This is a genomic window from Burkholderia ambifaria AMMD (genome assembly GCF_000203915.1).
Classification (GTDB): domain Bacteria; phylum Pseudomonadota; class Gammaproteobacteria; order Burkholderiales; family Burkholderiaceae; genus Burkholderia; species Burkholderia ambifaria.
The window spans coordinates 2,445,326-2,462,193 of sequence record NC_008391.1 but is presented as its reverse complement, the minus strand read 5'-3'; the positions used below and the strand labels follow the sequence as shown (position 1 = coordinate 2,462,193).

The following is a 16,868-nucleotide window of genomic DNA, read 5'->3' as shown; positions in this document are numbered from 1 at the left end:
ACCCTTCAATCCGGGCGCCGCCAGGCGCTTGGCCCTCGCGCTACCCCTCTTCCCGCAACGTGCCCAGCAGCACTTTCCTGCAACTCGCGATCATCTGGGCCTCCGGATCGCGATATTCGGTGAGCAGCCATGCGGCGCCGACATTCGTCATCGCGCCGACCAGCGCGAGCCCGACGAGCCGCTGCTCGATGCGCTCCGCGGGCGTCACGGCTTCGCGCGCCGCGCCGATCGCCATGATCAGCTTGCCGAAGTCGATCAGCATCCGCTGGTAGGTCATGTCGGTGTCCGCGCTCACGCCCATCACCTCGAGCAGCAGCACGCGCGCCGCGCACGGGTCGCGCAGGAAGCCGAAGAACGCGGCGAGCCCCGCGTCGACGCGCTCGCGCAGATCGCCGCCGCGCTCGGCCACCGCCCGCTCGACCGCGTCGTGCAGTTGCTGCGCGTGATGCAGGTAGGTGCAGCGCAGCAAATCCTCCGTGCTGTCGAACGCCGCATAGAAATAGCGGTCGTTCAGCTTCGCTTGCTGGCAGATCGACCGCACGGTCGCCTTGCGAAAGCCGACCGTGCCGAACACGCGCGTCGCCGCGCGGATCAGCGCGTCGCGCCGCTCGGCGGCGCGCACCTCGGGCGCGACACCGCCGTACGCGCGCCCCCGTTTTTCCGTTTCGAGTGCTTTCTCCATTTCGCTATTTGACATCAGGACACCCGAAAACTAAAGTGGTGACGAACATCACCACAATAAGCACGCCGCCGGCGCAGTGCAAGCGGAACGGGAGGAAGACGAATGAAGGGATTTTCCGGCAAGGTCGCCGCGATCACGGGCGCCGCCTCCGGCATGGGCCGCAGCCTCGCGGTCGAGCTCGCGCGGCGCGGCTGCGAGGTCGCGCTCGCCGACGTCAACGATGTCGGTCTCGCCGGCACGGCGGCCGCGTGCGGCAAGCACGGCGTGCGCACGAGCATGCGGCGGCTCGACGTCGCCGACCGCGACGCGGTGTTCGCGTGGGCCGATTTCGTGCGCGCCGAACACGGCAAGGTCAACCTGGTCTTCAACAACGCGGGCGTGTCGCTGGCCGCGAGCGCCGAGACCGCGCGCATCGCCGATCTCGAATGGATCGTCGGCATCAACTTCTGGGGTGTCGTGCACGGCACGCAGGCGTTCCTGCCGCATCTGCGCGCGTCGGGCGACGGGCACGTGATCAACACGTCGAGCCTGTTCGGGCTCGTCGCGATGCCGACGCAGAGCGCGTACAACGCAACCAAGTTCGCGGTGCGCGGCTTCACCGAGGCGCTGCGGATGGAGCTGGAACTCGACGGCGCGCCGGTCAGCGCGACCTGCGTGCATCCGGGCGGCGTCGCGACCAACATCGTCGATGCGAGCCGCGTCGACACCAGCATCCACGCGCTCACGGGCCAGGACGAAGCGACCCACCGCCGCCAGGCGAACCGCCTGATCAACGCGACGACGGCCGACAACGCCGCGCGGCAGATTCTCGCCGGCGTCGAGCGCAATGCGCGCCGCGTGCTGGTCGGCGCCGATGCGCGGCGCCTCGACCGGATCGCGCGGCTGCTCGGCGCCGGCTACCAGCAGCTGGTGTTGCGCCACGTGCGCCGCGCCCGCGCACGCAATCTGTGCCCGAAGGCAGCCGCCGCGGCAGAACGCACGCACGCGCCGGCCGCACGCCCGACCCCACCGACCAAGGATCTCGCATGAGCTCGACGACGACCGACGGGCGCGACGCGCCGTCCGCCTGCGGCGACAGCCGCGACCTCGACGTGCTGATCGTCGGCGCCGGCCTGTCCGGCATCGGCGCCGCGTATCACCTGAAAAAGCGCTGCCCGTACGCGAGCGTCGCGATCGTCGAGGCGCGCGATGCGATCGGCGGCACCTGGGACCTGTTCCGCTATCCCGGCGTTCGTTCGGATTCCGACATGTTCACGCTCGGCTACAGCTTCCGCCCGTGGCACAGCGACAAGGCGATCTCCGACGGGCAGACGATTCTCGACTACATCCGCGACACGGCACGCGCGTACGGCATCGACAAGACGATTCGCTACGGCCAGAAGGTGGTCGCGGCCGACTGGGATTCGAACCGCGCGCGCTGGACGGTGCGCATCGAGCGCACGCGGGACGGTACGGTCGACACGCTCGTCTACACGTGCCGCTTCCTCTACATGTGCAGCGGCTATTACGACTACGACGGCGGCTACCTGCCCGACTGGGCCGGCATGGAATCGTTCGAAGGCCGCATCGTGCACCCGCAGCAATGGCCGAAGGACCTGTCATATGCCAACCGGCGCGTCGTCGTGATCGGCAGCGGCGCGACGGCCGTCACGCTGGTGCCGTCGATGGCCACCGACGCGAAACACGTGACGATGCTGCAGCGCTCGCCGACCTACATCGTGTCGCTGCCCGCACGCGACAGGATCGCGAACGCATTGCGCCGCGTGCTGCCGTCGCGGCTCGCGCACCGGCTCGTGCGCGTGAAGAACGTGCTGCTGACGATGTACCTGTACAACGTGTCGCGCCGCAAGCCCGAGCAGACGAAGCGGTTCATCATCCGCGCGGCCGGCAAGCAGCTCGGCCCCGACTTCGACGTCGCCAAGCATCTGACGCCGCGCTACATGCCGTGGGACCAGCGCGTGTGCCTCGTGCCGAACGGCGACCTGTTCAAGTCGATCCGCGCGGGCCGCGCATCGATCGTCACCGACGAGATCGAGCGCTTCACGCCGACCGGCCTGCAGCTGAAGAGCGGCCAGCAGCTCGACGCGGACGTGATCGTCACCGCGACCGGGCTGAAGGTGAAGATGCTCGGCGGCGCGCGCGTCACGGTGGACGGCCGCCCGGTCGACTTGCCGCAGACCGTGTCCTATAAAGGAATGATGTACAGCGACGTGCCGAACCTCGCGTCGTCGTTCGGTTACACGAACGCATCGTGGACGCTGAAGGCCGAGCTGATCGCGCGCTACGTGTGCCGGCTGCTCAACCACATGCGGGCGAACGGCTACGACACCTGCGTGCCGCGGCTCGGCGCCGGCGACCTCGGCGACGTGCCGGCGGTGAACCTGAGCTCGGGCTACATCCAGCGCGCGGCCGGCATCCTGCCGAGGCAGGGGCACCGCAAGCCCTGGAAATTCCACCAGAACTACGTGCTCGATCTCGCATCGCTCAAGTTCAGCGGACTCGCCGATTCCGCGATGAAGTTCGAACGCCGCGCGACAGCCGGCCCGGCCGCCGCGCCGGTTGCCGAACCCGTACTCGAAACCCGTTGAGGCCGACATGAGCCATACGCTTCATCTGATCCAGAACGTGCTGCTCGGCGTCGTCGTGGTGCTCGCCGTGCTCGCGCTGTTTTCCGGCTTCATCGCGCGCCGCGTGACGCGCGCGTTTCCGCCCGAAGGCCGCTTCGTCGACGTCGGCGGCGATCGCATCCACTACGTCGAGTACGGCAGCGGCCCGCCGCTCGTGTTCGTGCACGGGCTCGCCGGGCAGTGGCGCAACTTCGCGTACCTGCCGCTCACGCTGCTCGCGCAGCACCATCGCGTGATCCTCGTCGACCGGCCCGGCGCCGGCCGTTCGCTGCGCGGGGCCGGCTCGCAGGCGAACGTGTTCGCGCAGGCCCGCACGATCGCCGCGTTCCTCGATGCGCTGAAGCTCGACCGGACGGTGCTCGTCGGCCACTCGCTCGGCGGCGCGATCGCGCTCGCGGTCGGCCTCAACCATCCGGAGCGCGTGAGCCGGCTCGCGCTGATCGCGCCGCTGTCGCACGACCAGAGCGCGCCGCCGGCGCCGTTCAAGCCGCTGATGCTGCCGTCGCCGCTGGTGCGCCGCTTCGTGTCGTGGACCTTCGCGGTGCCGCTGACGATCCTGACCGGCCGCAAGGCCGTCGCCCTGGTGTTCGCGCCGGAAGCCGTGCCGCGCGACTTCCCGGTGAAGGGCGGCGGTTTGCTCGGGCTGCGCCCGCATGTGTTCTACGCAACGGCGACGGACCTGCTGTCGGCGCCCGTCGACCTGCCCGCGATGGAGCGACGTTACGCGGAGCTCGCGCTGCCGGTCGACGTGCTGTACGGCCGCGCCGATCCGATCCTGAACTGGCGCGTGCACGGCGAGGCGCTGGCGAACAAGTCGGCGCGCGTGCGGCTGACGGTCGTCGAAGGCGGACACATGCTGCCCGTCACGATTCCGGACGCGACCGCGGACTGGCTGCTCGAGGTTGCCGCCGCACCGGTCGATGTGCCGGCGCAGGGCGCGCACGTCGAGCATTGAGCGTCATCGGGTAGACGGGGCGCTCGCGCGGAGGATGGCGGCGCGCCGGCACTGCGGGGGCGGGCACCGCGCGTCGGTCACGCTTCGTCGTCGGGCAGCGACAGCCCGAGTTCCGCGATCACCTCGCGTGCGCTGCGGAACGCTTCGACCGCGGCCGGCGCACCCGCGTACAGCGCGCTGTGCAGCAGCACCTCGCGGATCTCGACGAGACTCGCGCCGTTGTTGAGCGCGCCGCGCACGTGGCCCTTCAGCTCCGTGCTGCGGCCCAGCGCCGCCAGCATCGCGCACGTGCAGAGGCTGCGCGTCTTCAGGTCGATGCCGTCGCGCTGCCAGGTGCTGCCCCATGCGTGCTCGTTCAGCCAGTTCTGCAGCGGACGCGAAAATCCGTCGAGGTCGCGCATCGCGCGCTCGACGAATGCGTCGCCCATGACTTCGGCGCGGCGTGCCTTGCCCTGTTCCCTGTCCTGTTCGCTCATGTCGGTGTCCTGTGTGAAGTCGCGGCCGCTTCGGCGCCGGCCGCGGCCGGGTGGGTTCGCGTCATGTTCGCGGCACGCGGGGGTTTCGTCAAAGAGTCGGCGTTCCGGTCACGGCCACCCCGCGTCGCGTCGCATCGGAACGAACGCTACGTAACATCGCGCCGCGCGTTACGGCGCCTTACGGGAACATCGCAGCGGGCGGATTGGCGCGCTTGGTATGCCCATCTCGCGAAACCGCTATTCCTCCGTTTAAATCGCGCCGATATTCCCGATTTCCGCAACAAAGCGCCGGTGCGTCGCGTGAAAGATGTCATGGCGCGGAATTTGCAGTAATGGCCCTCGGCACAACTTCCAATGTCGAGGGCACCATGCACCATTACTTCAAGAAAACGACGGTATCGCTGGCCGTCCTGTCGCTCGTCACACTCTACGGATGCGGCTCGGTCGACGGGCCGGTCACGCCGTCGGTCAAGCCGAGCACGTCGGGAACGTCCGGCATTTCGGGGACCTCGGGGACTTCGGGAGCATCCGGGAACACGTCGACGGGGACGTCCGGTGGCGGTAGTTCGGGGACTTCCGGTGGGGGGTCGTCGGGGACGTCGGGAGGCGGTAGTTCGGGGACTTCGGGGACTTCGGGGACTTCGGGTACTTCCGGTACGTCGGGCACTTCCGGTACGTCAGGTACGTCCGGCACCTCGGGTACGTCCGGCACGTCGGGTACTTCCGGTACGTCGGGTACTTCCGGCAGCTCAGGCACTTCCGGCACCTCCGGCACCTCCGGCACTTCCGGCACTTCCGGCACTTCCGGCACTTCCGGCACTTCCGGCACTTCCGGCACTTCCGGCACTTCCGGCACTTCCGGCACTTCCGGCACTTCCGGTACGTCGGGCACTTCCGGTACCTCGGGCACTTCCGGTACGTCGGGTACTTCCGGCACCTCGGGTACCTCCGGCACGTCGGGTACTTCCGGCACGTCGGGTACCTCCGGCACGTCGGGTACTTCCGGTACCTCGGGCACCTCCGGTACGTCGGGTACTTCCGGTACATCGGGCACTTCCGGCACCTCGGGTACGTCCGGCACCTCGGGTACTTCCGGCACCTCAGGCACCTCCAGCAACGTCACCCCGCTCGGCAACGTCCTCCAGCAAACCGGCACGCTCGTCACGGGACTGGGCACGACAGTCGCGAACGGCGGTACCCAGATCGGCGGCGTGCAGGTCCCCGGCACGAGCCCGACGACGGCCACCAGCATCGGCAACGCCGTCACGAGCCTCGGCAACGGCGTGCAGTCGCTCGGCAGCGGCGTCGCGGCCGGCCTCGGCTCGATCGGCGTGTCGCCGAACCCGCTCGGCCCGACGCTCACGTCGACCACCGGCCTGCTGACCGGCGCCGGCGGCGCGGTCAACAACCTCGGCAACGCGGTGACGAGCCTCGGCAGCGGACCGCTGTCGCCGCTCGCGCCGGCCACGACGCTGGTCGGCGATCTGGTCAACACGGTCGGCACCGCCGTCAACTCGACCGCATCGGCGCTGAACACGGCGCTGAACACCGCGCCGGTCCAGCAACTCGAGACGCAGCTCGGCAGCGTGATCAACCCGATCACGAACACGCTGACCGGCGGCGTCACGACGCCGGGCGCCACGCAGACGCTCGGCAACGCGACCCTGCTCGGCGCGCCGCTCAGCCGCCTGCTGAGCACGCTCGGCAGCGGCCTCGGCCTGGCCGGCTCGCAGGTCGGCAGCGCGACCGGCAACCCGGTCGGCACGAGCGCCGGCGGCAGCGTGTCCCAGCTCGGCAACACGGTGGCGTCGGCCGGCGGCCTGCTGTCCAGCGGCAGCTCGAGCAGCGGCACCAACCCGCTCGCGCCGATCACCGGTCTGCTCGGTACGCTGACGGGTGGCCTCGGCGGCGGCAGCAGCTCGAGCGGATCGGGCGGCACCAGCGGAACGAGCGGCACGAGTGGCACCAGCGGCGGCCCGCTCGCGCCGATCACCGGCCTGCTCGGCACGGTGACGGGTGCGCTCGGCGGCCTCGGCTCGAGTGGAACGAGTGGCACCAGCGGCACCAGCGGCTCGGGTGTCGGCGGCCTGCTTGCGCCGGTCACCGGCCTCGTCAACTCGCTGACCCCGCTCGGCGCCAGCCTGACCGGCACGGTCACGACGCCGGGCGGCGGCCTGACAGGCAACCTCGGCGGTGCGCTGACGAGCGGCCCCGTCGGCACGCTGACGGGTTCGCTGACGTCGCCGGCCGGCGCGTTGGGCGCGCTCGGCACGGCCAGCCCGAGCGGCGCGGCCGGCACGGTGACGACGCCCACCGGCAGCAGCACCGTCGCGACCGGCCTGACCGGCAGCTCGACCGGTGCCGCGGGCAGCACGAACAATCTGCTCGCGCCGGTGACGAACCTGCTCGGCGGTCTGCTCGGCGCCACCCCGAAGAAGTAACGCTTCACCTATCAAAACCACAGGCCAATGGCCGGGCGCGTACCAATCCAATGCCCGGCCGACGGCCGGCGTCACCCGCCAAGCGGGGGCGCCGGCCCTCATCCCGACGAGGATTCGATCATGAATTCCACCATCGACGGCATCGCCGCGGTCCCGGACCGCCCGCCCCGTTCCGCCACACCATTGCGCGCCGGCCTGCTCGGCATCGCGGCCGGCCTGTTCGCGCTGTGGATCACCCGCGACCAGCCGACCCTCGACGCGGCCACACGCGCGGTCATCGCCAGCCTCGCGATCATCGGCACGATCGCGCTGCACGAAATCTTCATCTCGCGCGTCTACCTGCGCCCGAGCGCGGGACTGTCGCGGCAGGCCGTGCGCACGCTCGGCCTCGCCCGCGTCACGACGCGGCTCGGCGCGCTGACGTCGATCTACGCCGGCATCGGCCTGCTCTACTGGCTGCTGCCCGAATATCACGGCGCGTTCTACCTGCCGTTCTGGTCGCTGCTGCGCTCGCTTGCGCCGTACGTGATCGTCGCCGCGCCGTTCTACTTCGCGTGGATGGATCGCCACCAGCGCGAGACCGACGACGCGTACCTGCTGTGGGGCCGCTTCCTGTTCCGCCGCGAGCAGCCCGCGAGCTGGCAGCCCGTGCGCGAGATGCTCGCCGGCTGGGGCGTGAAGGCGTTCTTCCTGCCGCTGATGACCGTCTACCTGTCGAAGGACGCCGATCACCTGAGCGCGTCGCTCGCGAACGCGATGCACGCGCCGATGACGCTCGCGACCTTCGTGTTCCTGTACGACCTGTCGTTCACGATGGACCTGATGTTCGGCACCGTCGGCTACCTGTGCACGTTCCGCATCCTCGACAGCCACGTGCGCACCGTCGAGCCGACCACGCTCGGCTGGGTCGCCGCGCTGATGTGCTACCAGCCGTTCTGGTCGCTGATCTCGAACAACTACATCCGCTACGAAGGCTCGCTGTTCTGGGACAACTGGCTGTTGTCCGCGCCGACACTGCGCGTGATCTGGGGCGCGGTGATCATCCTGCTGCTGATGACCTACGCGCTGTCGACGATCTCGTTCGGGCTGCGTTTCTCGAACCTCACGAACCGCGGGATCATCACGTCGGGCCCGTACCGCTTCACGAAGCATCCGGCGTACATCGCGAAGAACCTGTCGTACTGGATGGTGTCGGTACCGTTCGTCGAGCCGCTCGGCTGGCAGCTCGGGCTCATGCACTGCGCGGGGCTCGTCGCGGTCAACCTGATCTACTACACGCGGGCGAAGACGGAAGAACGGCATTTGATGCGGGATCCCGACTATCGCGCGTATGCGGAATGGATCGCTCGGCACGGGTTGTTCGCGCGGATCAAGCAGGCGTTCGGGGTGCGGCAGGCGGTGTGAGGGTGTCTCGCGCCCATCGGTTCGATGAGCGCCTCGAGCATGGCAGCCGGGCGGAACGCGTGCGATCGACGCAGCGGCTGCCGTGTCGTGTCGCGCATGTGCGATACAAACCCACTCGCGATGTCGCACGCCGGGCCCCGCCCACGCAAACGCATCGCCATCACACGCCGCCCCTTGCGGCCAATTGTCGCGAAACACGCCGATTCCCCGCGTTTCGTCGCTTTTCTCCCGCCGTCGGATTGCCCGCCCCGCGCCCGTCGCGTATGGTGCTGACCGTCCGCGCGCGCCTGTCGCCGGACCTCCGACCGTCGTCCCGCACGACGGCCGCGCGGGCCGTGCCCGCCGTCACCGTCTCCGCGGCGCCGTCCTTCGGCGCCGCGCGTTCATCAGAATGTGCTCCGAGAAACCCCGCCATTTCCCCCAATGGGACTTCCTTCGGGGCGGATGGCGGGAAGGAAAGGCGTGCTGTTGACAGGCAGCTTCTTCCACGGGTTAGGATCACCGGCATGATTCTTGTCTACCGCTACCGGGTGAAGTCGCTCAACGGACTGCTCAACAAGCAGAGCCGTGCGGTGAACTACGTCTGGAACTTCTGCAACGATACGCAGAAGCACGCGCTGAAATGGAGCAAGAAGTGGCCAACAGGCTTCGACCTGAATGGACTGACGAGCGGCAGCAGCAAGGCGCTTGGCATTCACTCCGGCACGATCAACGCGACGTGCGAGCAATACGCGAAGTCGCGCAGCCAGCACCGTCGGCCTTACCTGCGCTATCGCGGCAGGAAGTCGCTTGGCTGGGTGCCACTGAAGGGCTGTCACCTGAAGCGCGAGGGTGATGCGTTCCGATTCGCCGGCAATACCTTTCGCGTGTTCAGTAGCCGGCCGCTTCCCGAAGGCAAGATCAAGGATGGGACCAACTTCGCACAGGATGCGCGCGGCAACTGGTTTCTCAACATCGTGATCGAGATGCCCGATATGCAGGCCCGCCCGGTCCGTTCCGGTGTTGGCATCGATCTCGGCCTGAAAGACTTCGCCACACTTTCGACCGGCGAGAAGCTGCCCAATGACCGATTCGGCCGACGCGCGGCGGAGAAACTGGCGAAAGCTCAACGGGCGCGCAAGCACAAGCGACATATCGCGAAGCTGCACGCCAAAGTGGCGAATGCCCGTGCCGATTTCCAGCACAAGCTCGCGCTCGATCTGGTGCGGCGTTTCGATTACATCGCGGTCGGCAACGTGTCGGCCGCGAAGCTCGCCAGAACCAGGATGGCGAAGAGCGTCTACGACGCATCCTGGTCGTCCTTCCGAAGCAAGCTCCGCTACAAGGCGATCGCGCACGGGGCCACGTTCGAGGAAGTCGACGAAAGCGGTTCTACCCAGTCCTGTTCGGCGTGCGGGTCGAAAGACAGCACGACGCGGCCGAAAGGTATCGCCGGACTGCGAATAAGAGAGTGGGCCTGCAGTGAATGTGGTGTCGAGCATGATCGAGATACCAACGCTGCGCTGAACATTCTCCGATGCGGACGTGCATCGCCAGGTGTGGGAATCACCTGCCTTTAGGCGGGTGAGGACGTCAAGAGGAGAGAGGCGTGATCCACAAAGTCCTGATCCTGTTCGCACTCTGCATCGCGGGCCTCGCCGCGATCGCCGCCGGCTTCCAGCACATCCCCGGCTGATTCGCGGCCCCGGCTCGCGCGTCGAGCCCGGGGCCGCTTCCCCGTCCATTCCCCGTTGCGATGAACCGCTTTCTCGATGCGCCCGGGACGGGCGCCTTTTGCCATGCGTATCGACGTACAGCATTCCCAGCACGACATCGACGATGAACTCGACACGCTCCATGCGCGTCTGCACCATCCGGGCCATCGCCTGCACGGCCTGCCGGCCGTCGCGCTCGGCGACTCGGGCCTGATCGTCCGCCACCGCGAGGCGGACGGCGAATACTTCCTTTACATCGAGGATCCGTCGGCCCGGCAGCTCGCCGGCTACACGATCTTCAACCGCTTGCCCGAACTCCCGCGCCGCGCGGACCGCTACCTGCGCGCCCCGCATACGCGGCTGCGCGGGTCCGCGCAACGCAAGGGCCTCGCGACGACGCTCTATCGCTGGGCGCTCGACGCGGGGCTGTGCCTGATCAGCGGCGCCCGGCAGTCGGTCGGCGCGGCGCAGCTGTGGGCCACGCTCGCGCACGAGTACCGGCACGGCTTCGTCGACGTCGAAGGCCGCGCGCTGCGTTATCTCGGCGAAGCCGTCGCGGACCACGTGCACGGCGCGCTGCATACGCGCCGGCTGTTGCTCGGCAACGGGTGGACGCTCGGTGAACTGGCGCGGGCAACGGGGATGACGGACGTCGCTGGCGCAAGGTGTCAGGACGCGAGATTTCAGCAGGAGGAACGCGAACTCGCCCATCTGCACCGGGCCGCCAGCGCGCGTCACGTCGCTCACGCCGATCACGCGTCGATGCGATAATCCGGCGGATCCGCGCGACGTCACCGCGCAACCCACCTACCGACGCCCACCTCGATGTCTACCGAACCCCGAACCGATTCCGAACGCCACATCGACATCGTCGCGCTGTGCGGCAGCCTGCGTGCGCAGTCGTACAACGCGGCGCTGCTGGATGCGGCAGCACGCGTCGCGCCGCGCGGGATGCGCATCACGCGCTTCGATCGTCTCGGTGAATTTCCGCTGTTCAATCCCGATGCCGAACATCCGTCGCCGGCCGCGGTGCGCGACCTGATCGAGCGGCTGAACATCGCGGACGGCGTGCTGATCGCAAGCCCGGAATACGCACACGGCGTGACGGGCGTGATGAAGAACGCGCTGGACTGGGTCGTGGGATGCGAAGCCGTCGTGGACAAGCCGGTTGCGGTATTGAACGCGTCGCCGCGCGCGACGCATGCGGACGCAGCGCTGCGGGAAACGCTGTCGGTGATGTCGGCGTGCATCGTCGAGCGCGCGTCGATCGCGCTGCCGATCCTCGGCAGCCAGCTCGATGCGGCGGACATCGCCGCGCACCCGCCGTTCGCGTCGGCGCTCACCGATGCGTTGCACGCGCTGCGCGCGGCGATCGACGCGCAGGCGCCGGGCCGCTAGACAACGATCGGCGCGGCCGACCGCGTGCGTTATCGCGCCTTGGTGCGCGTGGTCTTCCTCGCCGGTTTCGCCGCCGGTTTAGCCGGCTTCGCGGCCTTCGCGCGCGGCGCTTCCTTCTCCGGCTGCGCGCCGCCGCCGGCGAGATCCTCGAGCCACGCGAGCGCATCGATATACGACAGGAATTGCTGCAGATATTCCGGCGACAGCTCGCGCATGGTCGCGAGCGACCGATGCACGAGGCTGTTCGAATTGAGCGGTCCCGCGTTGCGCGGCACCTGGTCGAGCGACTGGCGATATTGCTGTTCGGTCCGGACCTTCGACCACATCGTGCGGAAGTAGTCGATCAGCTCGGGATCGACACCGCGCCGGTCGGCCTGCGCATCGCGCGCGAGCTGCTCGACAAGCCCACCGAGCGCACCGCGTGCAGGCGCCTGCGCGCTTGCTTGCGCCGTCTCGCTCGCGGCTGCCGCTTCACCGGCGCGCGCGACGATCTCCGCAAACCCTTCCAGCAGCGTCGCGAGCCGCGCATCGAGCAACGCGCGCGCGTCGCCGTCGAACGCGGCCGCGCGCTTCTCGAGTGCGTCGAGCCGATGGAAGCGCACCGGATCGAGCCGGTGGGCGCCCTGCTCGCGCCACGCGTCGAGCGTCGCGCGCACGTGCGTCGCGTCGTCCGTCACTTCGGCTTCCCTCCGTTCGATGCGGACTTGCGCGGCACCGGTGCGATCTCCACGCGACGGTTCTTCGCGCGGCCTTCGTCGTCCGCATTCGAGCTGACCGGCTGCTCGGAACCGAACGCGGCCGCGAACACCGACCGCGCCGGCACGCCGGCGTCGATCAGCGCCCGCGTGACCGTCAGCGCGCGCTTGGCCGACAGCTCCCAGTTGTCCGCGAACTGGCGGTTGCCGGCGCGCACCTGCTGGTCGTCGGCGAAGCCGCTGATCATCAGGATCTCGTCGCGCGTCGTCAGATAGGCGGCCAGCGGCCCGGCCAGCGTCTTCAGCAGATCGCGGCCGTCGGGCTGCAGCTGGTCGGAGTTCAGTGCGAACAGCACGGCGCCGCTGATGCCGATGCGGCCGTTCACGAGCGTCACGCGGCCGGCCGCGAGCGGCCCGGCGAGCGCCTGTTCGAGCGACTTGCGCTGCTGCGCCTCCTGCTGGCGCGCACGCACGGCTTCCTCGAGCTTCGACGTGAGCTGCAACTGCATGCCGATCACGCCGACGAGAATCAGCACGAACGCGCCGAGCAGCACCGACATCAGGTCGGCGAACGCGGGCCACACCGGCGCGGAAGGCGTGCCGTCGTCGATTTCGTCATGCATGCGTCACGCTCCGACCGATGCCCGCCGACCGGCGATCTGCTGCAGGTCTTCGACGATCTGCTTCTGCGACATCATGCTCAGGTCGATCACCTCGCGCGCCTGCGCGACGTAGTACTCGAGCTGCTCGTCGCTGCGCGCGAGCGACTTCTCGAGCGCGGCCTCGATGCGCTGCAGGTGGTTCAGCAGCTTGTCGTTCGATTCGCCGAAGATCTGCACGGCCGCACCGAATGCATCGCCGAGGCTCGCGACCTCGACGGCGCCGGCCGTAACCTGCGCGGCCACCGCATCGAGCTTGCGCGTTTCGGCATCGACGGTGTCGTTGAAGCGTGCGCCGACGCGATCGAGCAGATCGGCCGACGTGCTGACGAGCGCGTCGATCGCGGTGCGCTGTTCGGTGGATGCGTGATTGACCGCGCCGAGCAGCGTTTCGAGCGTCGCGAGCAGGCGGCTGCGCTCCTCGAGCATCGCGGTGTCGCGCACCATGCTGTCGGACAGGCGCTGACGCAGTTCAGCGACGACGTCGGCCGCGGCCTTCGGCGCTTCCGACGCGGCCTGCACGAGGCGCGAGATTTCGTTGATCGTGTCGCTCGCGTGCACCTGCGCCTGCGCGGTGATGTCGTTCGCGGTGCGGGTCAGCGTGTCGCAGATGTCCTGCTGGCGCGTCGCGGCCTGTTCGGTCGTGCGCGCCCATTCGTCGCGCAGCGCGGCGGCCATCGCGGCGAGCGAGTCGTTCCAGGCGGACAGGCGTTCTTCGTCGCGCGCGGCCAGTTGCGTCTGCAGGCCCGTGTGCGATTCGCGGATCGTCGACAGCAGATCGTTCGAGCGCTGTTCGAACGTTGCTGCCTGAGTGGTGAGATCGCGGGTCGTTTGCGCGAGTGCGTCGCAGATCTCCTGCTGACGGCCCGCGCTGTGCACGCCGGCTCGCTGCCATTCGTCGCCGAGCTTCGTCGCCATCTCCGCGAGCGAAGCATTCCACGTCGCGAGACGTTCCTCGTCACGGGCAGCCAGTTGCGTTTGCAGGCCGGAGTGCGAATCGCGGATCGTCGACAGCAGGTCGTTCGAGCGTTGTTCGAACGTCGCCGCTTGCACGCTCAGATCGCGCGTCGTTTGTGCAAGCGCGTCGCAGATTTCCTGCTGACGGCCCGCGCTATGCACGCCGGCTCGCTGCCATTCGTCGCCAAGCTTCGTCGCCATCTCCATGAGCGAAGCATTCCACGTCGCGAGACGTTCTTCGTCACGGGCAGCGAGTTGCGTTTGCAGGCCCGTGTGCGAATCGCGGATCGTCGACAGCAGCTCGTTCGAGCGTTGTTCGAACGTGGCTGCCTGAGTGGTGAGATCGCGGGTCGTTTGCGCGAGTGCGTCGCAGATCTCCTGCTGACGGCCCGCGCTGTGCGCGCCTGCACGTTGCCATTCGTCACCGAGCTTCGTCGCCATCTCCGTGAGCGAAGCACTCCAAGTCGCGAGACGTTCTTCGTCACGGGCAGCCAGTTGCGATTGCAAGCCCGAGTGCGAATCGCGGATCGTCGACAGCAGCTCGTTCGAGCGTTGCTCGAACGTTGCCGCTTGCGCGGTCAGATCGCGCGTCGTTTGCGCAAGCGCGTCGCAGATCTCCTGCTGACGGCCCGCGCTGTGCGCGCCCGCGCGCTGCCATTCGTCGCCGAGCTTCGTCGCCATCGCGGTCAGCGAAGCATTCCATACCGACAGCCGTTCCTCGTCGCGCGCGGCCAGTTGCGTCTGCAGCCCCGTGTGCGACTCGCGCATCGCGGCGAGCACCGCGCCCGAATGCCGCTCGAACGTCGCGGCGGCGTCGCCCAGCGCCTGCGCATGCTGGCCGGCCAGCGTCTCGCCGACCTGCTCCTGACGCGCGAGCGCGTCGCGCCACGCGTCGGACAGGCGGCTCTCGGTCGATTCGAGCCGCGTCGCGACGCCGTCGAGCAGGTCCGTCGAACGCTGCGCGAAGGTGTCGGTGAACTGGCCGAGCGTCGTCTGCAGCTGCTGCGCGACGGCGTCGCCCGTGCGGCGCTGCTCGTCGAGCGCGCGGTTCCATACGGCCGTCACGTTTTCGGTCGTCTTCTCGAAACCGTCCGTCAGCCCGTCGAGCTGACGCTGCACGGCGCCCGTCACGGTGTCGCGCAGCGCGGCCATCTCCTGCGCGAGGCCCGTCATCGTCGCCGCGACGACCGGCTGCAGCGCGGCGCCGGCCACGCGCGCGCTTTCGGCGGCACTTTCCTTCAGCGCGTCGCCGACGTTCGACGCCAAACCGGCATACGCGCGCTCGGTGCGATCGAAGAACGCCTGCTGGCTTTCGAGCTGGCGATCGTGCAGCGCGACGCTGCGCGCCTCGAGCGTCGTCATCATCGTCTGCAATCGGTCGACCAGCGCCGGCATCACGTCGGCCTGGCGCTGCAGCAGCCGGAACGATTCGTCGCGCTGATGCGCGGACGAATGCACGCGCAACGTCGTCGCGATCTTCGCGTCGAGCTGCTGGCCCGCGTCGACGCGTTCGCGGCGCACGAGCGCGGACAGCAGGCCGAGCATCGCGGACGTCGCGACACCCGCGATCGACGTGCCGAACGCGAAGCCGAGGCCCTTCACCGGCGCGATCAGCGACGCGCGAATCGCGTCGAGGTCGGTCGCGCTTTCGAGCGCGGCGCCCGTGCCCTTCAGCGTCACGACCATCCCGAGCAGCGTGCCGAGCATGCCGAGCAGCACCAGCAGGCCGACGAGATACGGCGTCAACGACGGGCCCGGCAGCGCGACGCGCGCGCCTTCGACCCGCGCACGCACCGCGCCGCGCAGGCCCGGGTGCAGCGTATCGAGCCACGTGTCGAGTGTCGCGGGCGGTTCGGTCAGGCCGGCCACCGCGCGCGACAGCGTGGCGGTCGCCTGCCGGTAGCGCAGCAGTTCCCACGCACCGGCGACGTAGCACGCGCCGATCAGCAGCGTGACGGCCGCCGCGAGCGGGCTCGACGCGACATAGCCGACGCCGATCCAACAGACTGCGAGCAGGCCGGCGATGAAGACAACGAGATCAAGACGAATTCTGGACATAGCGTAGGGATTAGCAGGTACGAAGGGCTGCAAGCAGCCCGTCTACCGTTTGAAACCGGACTTCGAGTTCGGCGAGCAGGATGCTTTTCATTTCGTCGCGGAACGTATCGAGCCACGTGCCGGGCACGATCGCCGCGGCGGACGGCGCGTCGCCGTCGGCATCGGCATCGGCTGCCGCTTGCGCATCGGCCAGCGCCTGCCGTTCCGCGTCGCGCAGCCGCTCGAAGCGCGTGCCGAGCAGCGCGGGCACGGCGGACAGCAGGCTGCGCTCGCGCGCACCGAGCACGCGCTCCATGATCGCGTCGAGCGCCGCGAGCCGCGCCATCCCGGACGAACGCGCGGCGAGCGCGACCCGCAGGCGGCCGCGCAACTGGCCGATCGCGGTCTCCATCTCCTGCTGCAGGGACAGACAGCTCTGGCGGAAATCCGCGAAATCGGCCGTGTCGGCGGGCGGCGGCGGCATCTCGCCGGGGCGCCGCCGCGTACGCGGGCGGTGGGCGGCCGTGATCGCCTGCGCGAGGTCGTGGCGCACGCGCGCGCCGTCGCGCTCGGCGTCGTAACCGCGCACGCCGGCCGCGACGCCGGGCGGGGTCGCATTCAGCGCGGACGACAGCGTGATCGCGTCGGTCCAGCCGAGCCACTGGCTCAGGCGGTCAGACAGCGGCTGCCGGGATTCCGCGACGTCGGCATCGGTCAGGCGCGCGAGCAGCCGGACGAGCGTCGGGCCGCTCAGTGCCGGGCGCGGAGGAGCTTGCACCATGCTGCAAACCGTCAAAAAGGCAGCAGTTTACACGTCAGCGGCAGGTCGACCGCCAGAATCGG

14 protein-coding genes are annotated in these 16,868 nt (G+C 69.0%); 8 read left to right on the top strand and 6 right to left on the bottom strand.

Annotated elements, in window-relative coordinates; genetic code table 11:
- Nucleotides 1-40: 40 nt before the first annotated feature.
- Entirely contained in the window at nt 41-697 is a 657-nt protein-coding gene (locus BAMB_RS27005; RefSeq protein ID WP_006750782.1) for a TetR/AcrR family transcriptional regulator, read from the bottom strand.
- Nucleotides 698-784: 87 nt separating this feature from the next.
- On the opposite strand from BAMB_RS27005, the gene BAMB_RS27000 reads away from it, so the two are divergent.
- From BAMB_RS27000 to BAMB_RS26990, 3 genes are read left to right on the top strand one after another with little or no spacing between them, the layout of a single operon-like run.
- Entirely contained in the window at nt 785-1,711 is a 927-nt protein-coding gene (locus BAMB_RS27000; protein ID WP_011660331.1) for an SDR family NAD(P)-dependent oxidoreductase, read from the top strand.
- A complete protein-coding gene (locus tag BAMB_RS26995; protein ID WP_011660330.1) occupies nt 1,708-3,270 on the top strand; it encodes a flavin-containing monooxygenase in 1,563 nt (520 codons plus the stop codon). The genes BAMB_RS27000 and BAMB_RS26995 overlap by 4 nt, the downstream gene beginning before the upstream one ends.
- Before the next feature lie 7 nt (nt 3,271-3,277).
- Entirely contained in the window at nt 3,278-4,264 is a 987-nt protein-coding gene (locus tag BAMB_RS26990; RefSeq protein ID WP_011660329.1) for an alpha/beta fold hydrolase, read from the top strand.
- A gap of 77 nt (nt 4,265-4,341) precedes the next feature.
- Here the strand turns inward: BAMB_RS26990 and BAMB_RS26985 are convergent, their stop codons facing one another.
- Entirely contained in the window at nt 4,342-4,740 is a 399-nt protein-coding gene (locus BAMB_RS26985) for a carboxymuconolactone decarboxylase family protein (RefSeq protein WP_011660328.1), read from the bottom strand.
- 368 nt (nt 4,741-5,108) lie between these two features.
- Here BAMB_RS26985 and BAMB_RS36295 point away from each other — a divergent pair, with 368 nt between their 5' ends.
- The 5 genes from BAMB_RS36295 to BAMB_RS26955 all read left to right on the top strand — a co-directional run bounded on the left by BAMB_RS36295 (nt 5,109) and on the right by BAMB_RS26955 (nt 11,677).
- A complete protein-coding gene (locus BAMB_RS36295) occupies nt 5,109-7,181 on the top strand; it encodes a collagen-like triple helix repeat-containing protein (RefSeq protein ID WP_082089686.1) in 2,073 nt (690 codons plus the stop codon).
- Nucleotides 7,182-7,301: 120 nt separating this feature from the next.
- On the top strand, nt 7,302-8,585 hold the full coding sequence (locus tag BAMB_RS26970; RefSeq protein WP_011660324.1) for an isoprenylcysteine carboxylmethyltransferase family protein: 1,284 nt from the start codon (nt 7,302-7,304) through the stop codon (nt 8,583-8,585).
- 506 nt (nt 8,586-9,091) lie between these two features.
- Nucleotides 9,092-10,144 carry an RNA-guided endonuclease InsQ/TnpB family protein gene (locus tag BAMB_RS26965; protein ID WP_011660323.1) on the top strand — a complete coding sequence of 351 codons (1,053 nt, stop codon included), beginning with the start codon at nt 9,092-9,094 and terminating at the stop codon, nt 10,142-10,144.
- Between the two features lie 219 nt (nt 10,145-10,363).
- Entirely contained in the window at nt 10,364-11,050 is a 687-nt protein-coding gene (locus tag BAMB_RS26960) for a hypothetical protein (RefSeq protein WP_041491597.1), read from the top strand.
- A 54-nt stretch (nt 11,051-11,104) separates the two neighbouring features.
- Nucleotides 11,105-11,677: an NADPH-dependent FMN reductase gene (locus tag BAMB_RS26955; protein WP_011660321.1), complete on the top strand. Its 573-nt coding sequence runs from the start codon at nt 11,105-11,107 to the stop codon at nt 11,675-11,677.
- Nucleotides 11,678-11,706: 29 nt separating this feature from the next.
- Here the strand turns inward: BAMB_RS26955 and BAMB_RS26950 are convergent, their stop codons facing one another.
- Genes BAMB_RS26950 through BAMB_RS26935 form a run of 4 tightly spaced genes read right to left on the bottom strand, consistent with a single transcriptional unit; the run spans nt 11,707 to nt 16,806 of the window.
- Nucleotides 11,707-12,354 carry a DUF2894 domain-containing protein gene (locus BAMB_RS26950; RefSeq protein WP_011660320.1) on the bottom strand — a complete coding sequence of 216 codons (648 nt, stop codon included), beginning with the start codon at nt 12,352-12,354 and terminating at the stop codon, nt 11,707-11,709.
- On the bottom strand, nt 12,351-12,995 hold the full coding sequence (locus BAMB_RS26945; protein ID WP_011660319.1) for an OmpA family protein: 645 nt from the start codon (nt 12,993-12,995) through the stop codon (nt 12,351-12,353). The genes BAMB_RS26950 and BAMB_RS26945 overlap by 4 nt, the downstream gene beginning before the upstream one ends.
- Nucleotides 12,996-12,998: 3 nt before the next feature.
- Nucleotides 12,999-16,046 carry a DUF802 domain-containing protein gene (locus BAMB_RS26940; RefSeq protein WP_011660318.1) on the bottom strand — a complete coding sequence of 1,016 codons (3,048 nt, stop codon included), beginning with the start codon at nt 16,044-16,046 and terminating at the stop codon, nt 12,999-13,001.
- A 10-nt stretch (nt 16,047-16,056) separates the two neighbouring features.
- Complete coding sequence (locus BAMB_RS26935; RefSeq protein WP_011660317.1) at nt 16,057-16,806, bottom strand: DUF3348 domain-containing protein; 750 nt, start codon at nt 16,804-16,806, stop codon at nt 16,057-16,059.
- Nucleotides 16,807-16,868: the final 62 nt, after the last annotated feature.

What these genes read in the sequence shown, in the direction of transcription:
- BAMB_RS36295 (WP_082089686.1), top strand. Translation starts at nt 5,109, where the DNA reads ATGCACCATTACTTCAAGAAAACGACGGTATCGCTGGCCGTCCTGTCG.
- BAMB_RS27000 (WP_011660331.1), top strand. Translation starts at nt 785, where the DNA reads ATGAAGGGATTTTCCGGCAAGGTCGCCGCGATCACGGGCGCCGCCTCC.
- BAMB_RS26935 (WP_011660317.1), bottom strand. Translation starts at nt 16,806, where the DNA reads ATGGTGCAAGCTCCTCCGCGCCCGGCACTGAGCGGCCCGACGCTCGTC.
- BAMB_RS26960 (WP_041491597.1), top strand. Translation starts at nt 10,364, where the DNA reads ATGCGTATCGACGTACAGCATTCCCAGCACGACATCGACGATGAACTC.
- BAMB_RS26970 (WP_011660324.1), top strand. Translation starts at nt 7,302, where the DNA reads ATGAATTCCACCATCGACGGCATCGCCGCGGTCCCGGACCGCCCGCCC.
- BAMB_RS26995 (WP_011660330.1), top strand. Translation starts at nt 1,708, where the DNA reads ATGAGCTCGACGACGACCGACGGGCGCGACGCGCCGTCCGCCTGCGGC.
- BAMB_RS26945 (WP_011660319.1), bottom strand. Translation starts at nt 12,995, where the DNA reads ATGCATGACGAAATCGACGACGGCACGCCTTCCGCGCCGGTGTGGCCC.
- BAMB_RS26955 (WP_011660321.1), top strand. Translation starts at nt 11,105, where the DNA reads ATGTCTACCGAACCCCGAACCGATTCCGAACGCCACATCGACATCGTC.
- BAMB_RS26985 (WP_011660328.1), bottom strand. Translation starts at nt 4,740, where the DNA reads ATGAGCGAACAGGACAGGGAACAGGGCAAGGCACGCCGCGCCGAAGTC.
- BAMB_RS26940 (WP_011660318.1), bottom strand. Translation starts at nt 16,046, where the DNA reads ATGTCCAGAATTCGTCTTGATCTCGTTGTCTTCATCGCCGGCCTGCTC.
- BAMB_RS26990 (WP_011660329.1), top strand. Translation starts at nt 3,278, where the DNA reads ATGAGCCATACGCTTCATCTGATCCAGAACGTGCTGCTCGGCGTCGTC.
- BAMB_RS26965 (WP_011660323.1), top strand. Translation starts at nt 9,092, where the DNA reads ATGATTCTTGTCTACCGCTACCGGGTGAAGTCGCTCAACGGACTGCTC.
- BAMB_RS27005 (WP_006750782.1), bottom strand. Translation starts at nt 697, where the DNA reads ATGTCAAATAGCGAAATGGAGAAAGCACTCGAAACGGAAAAACGGGGG.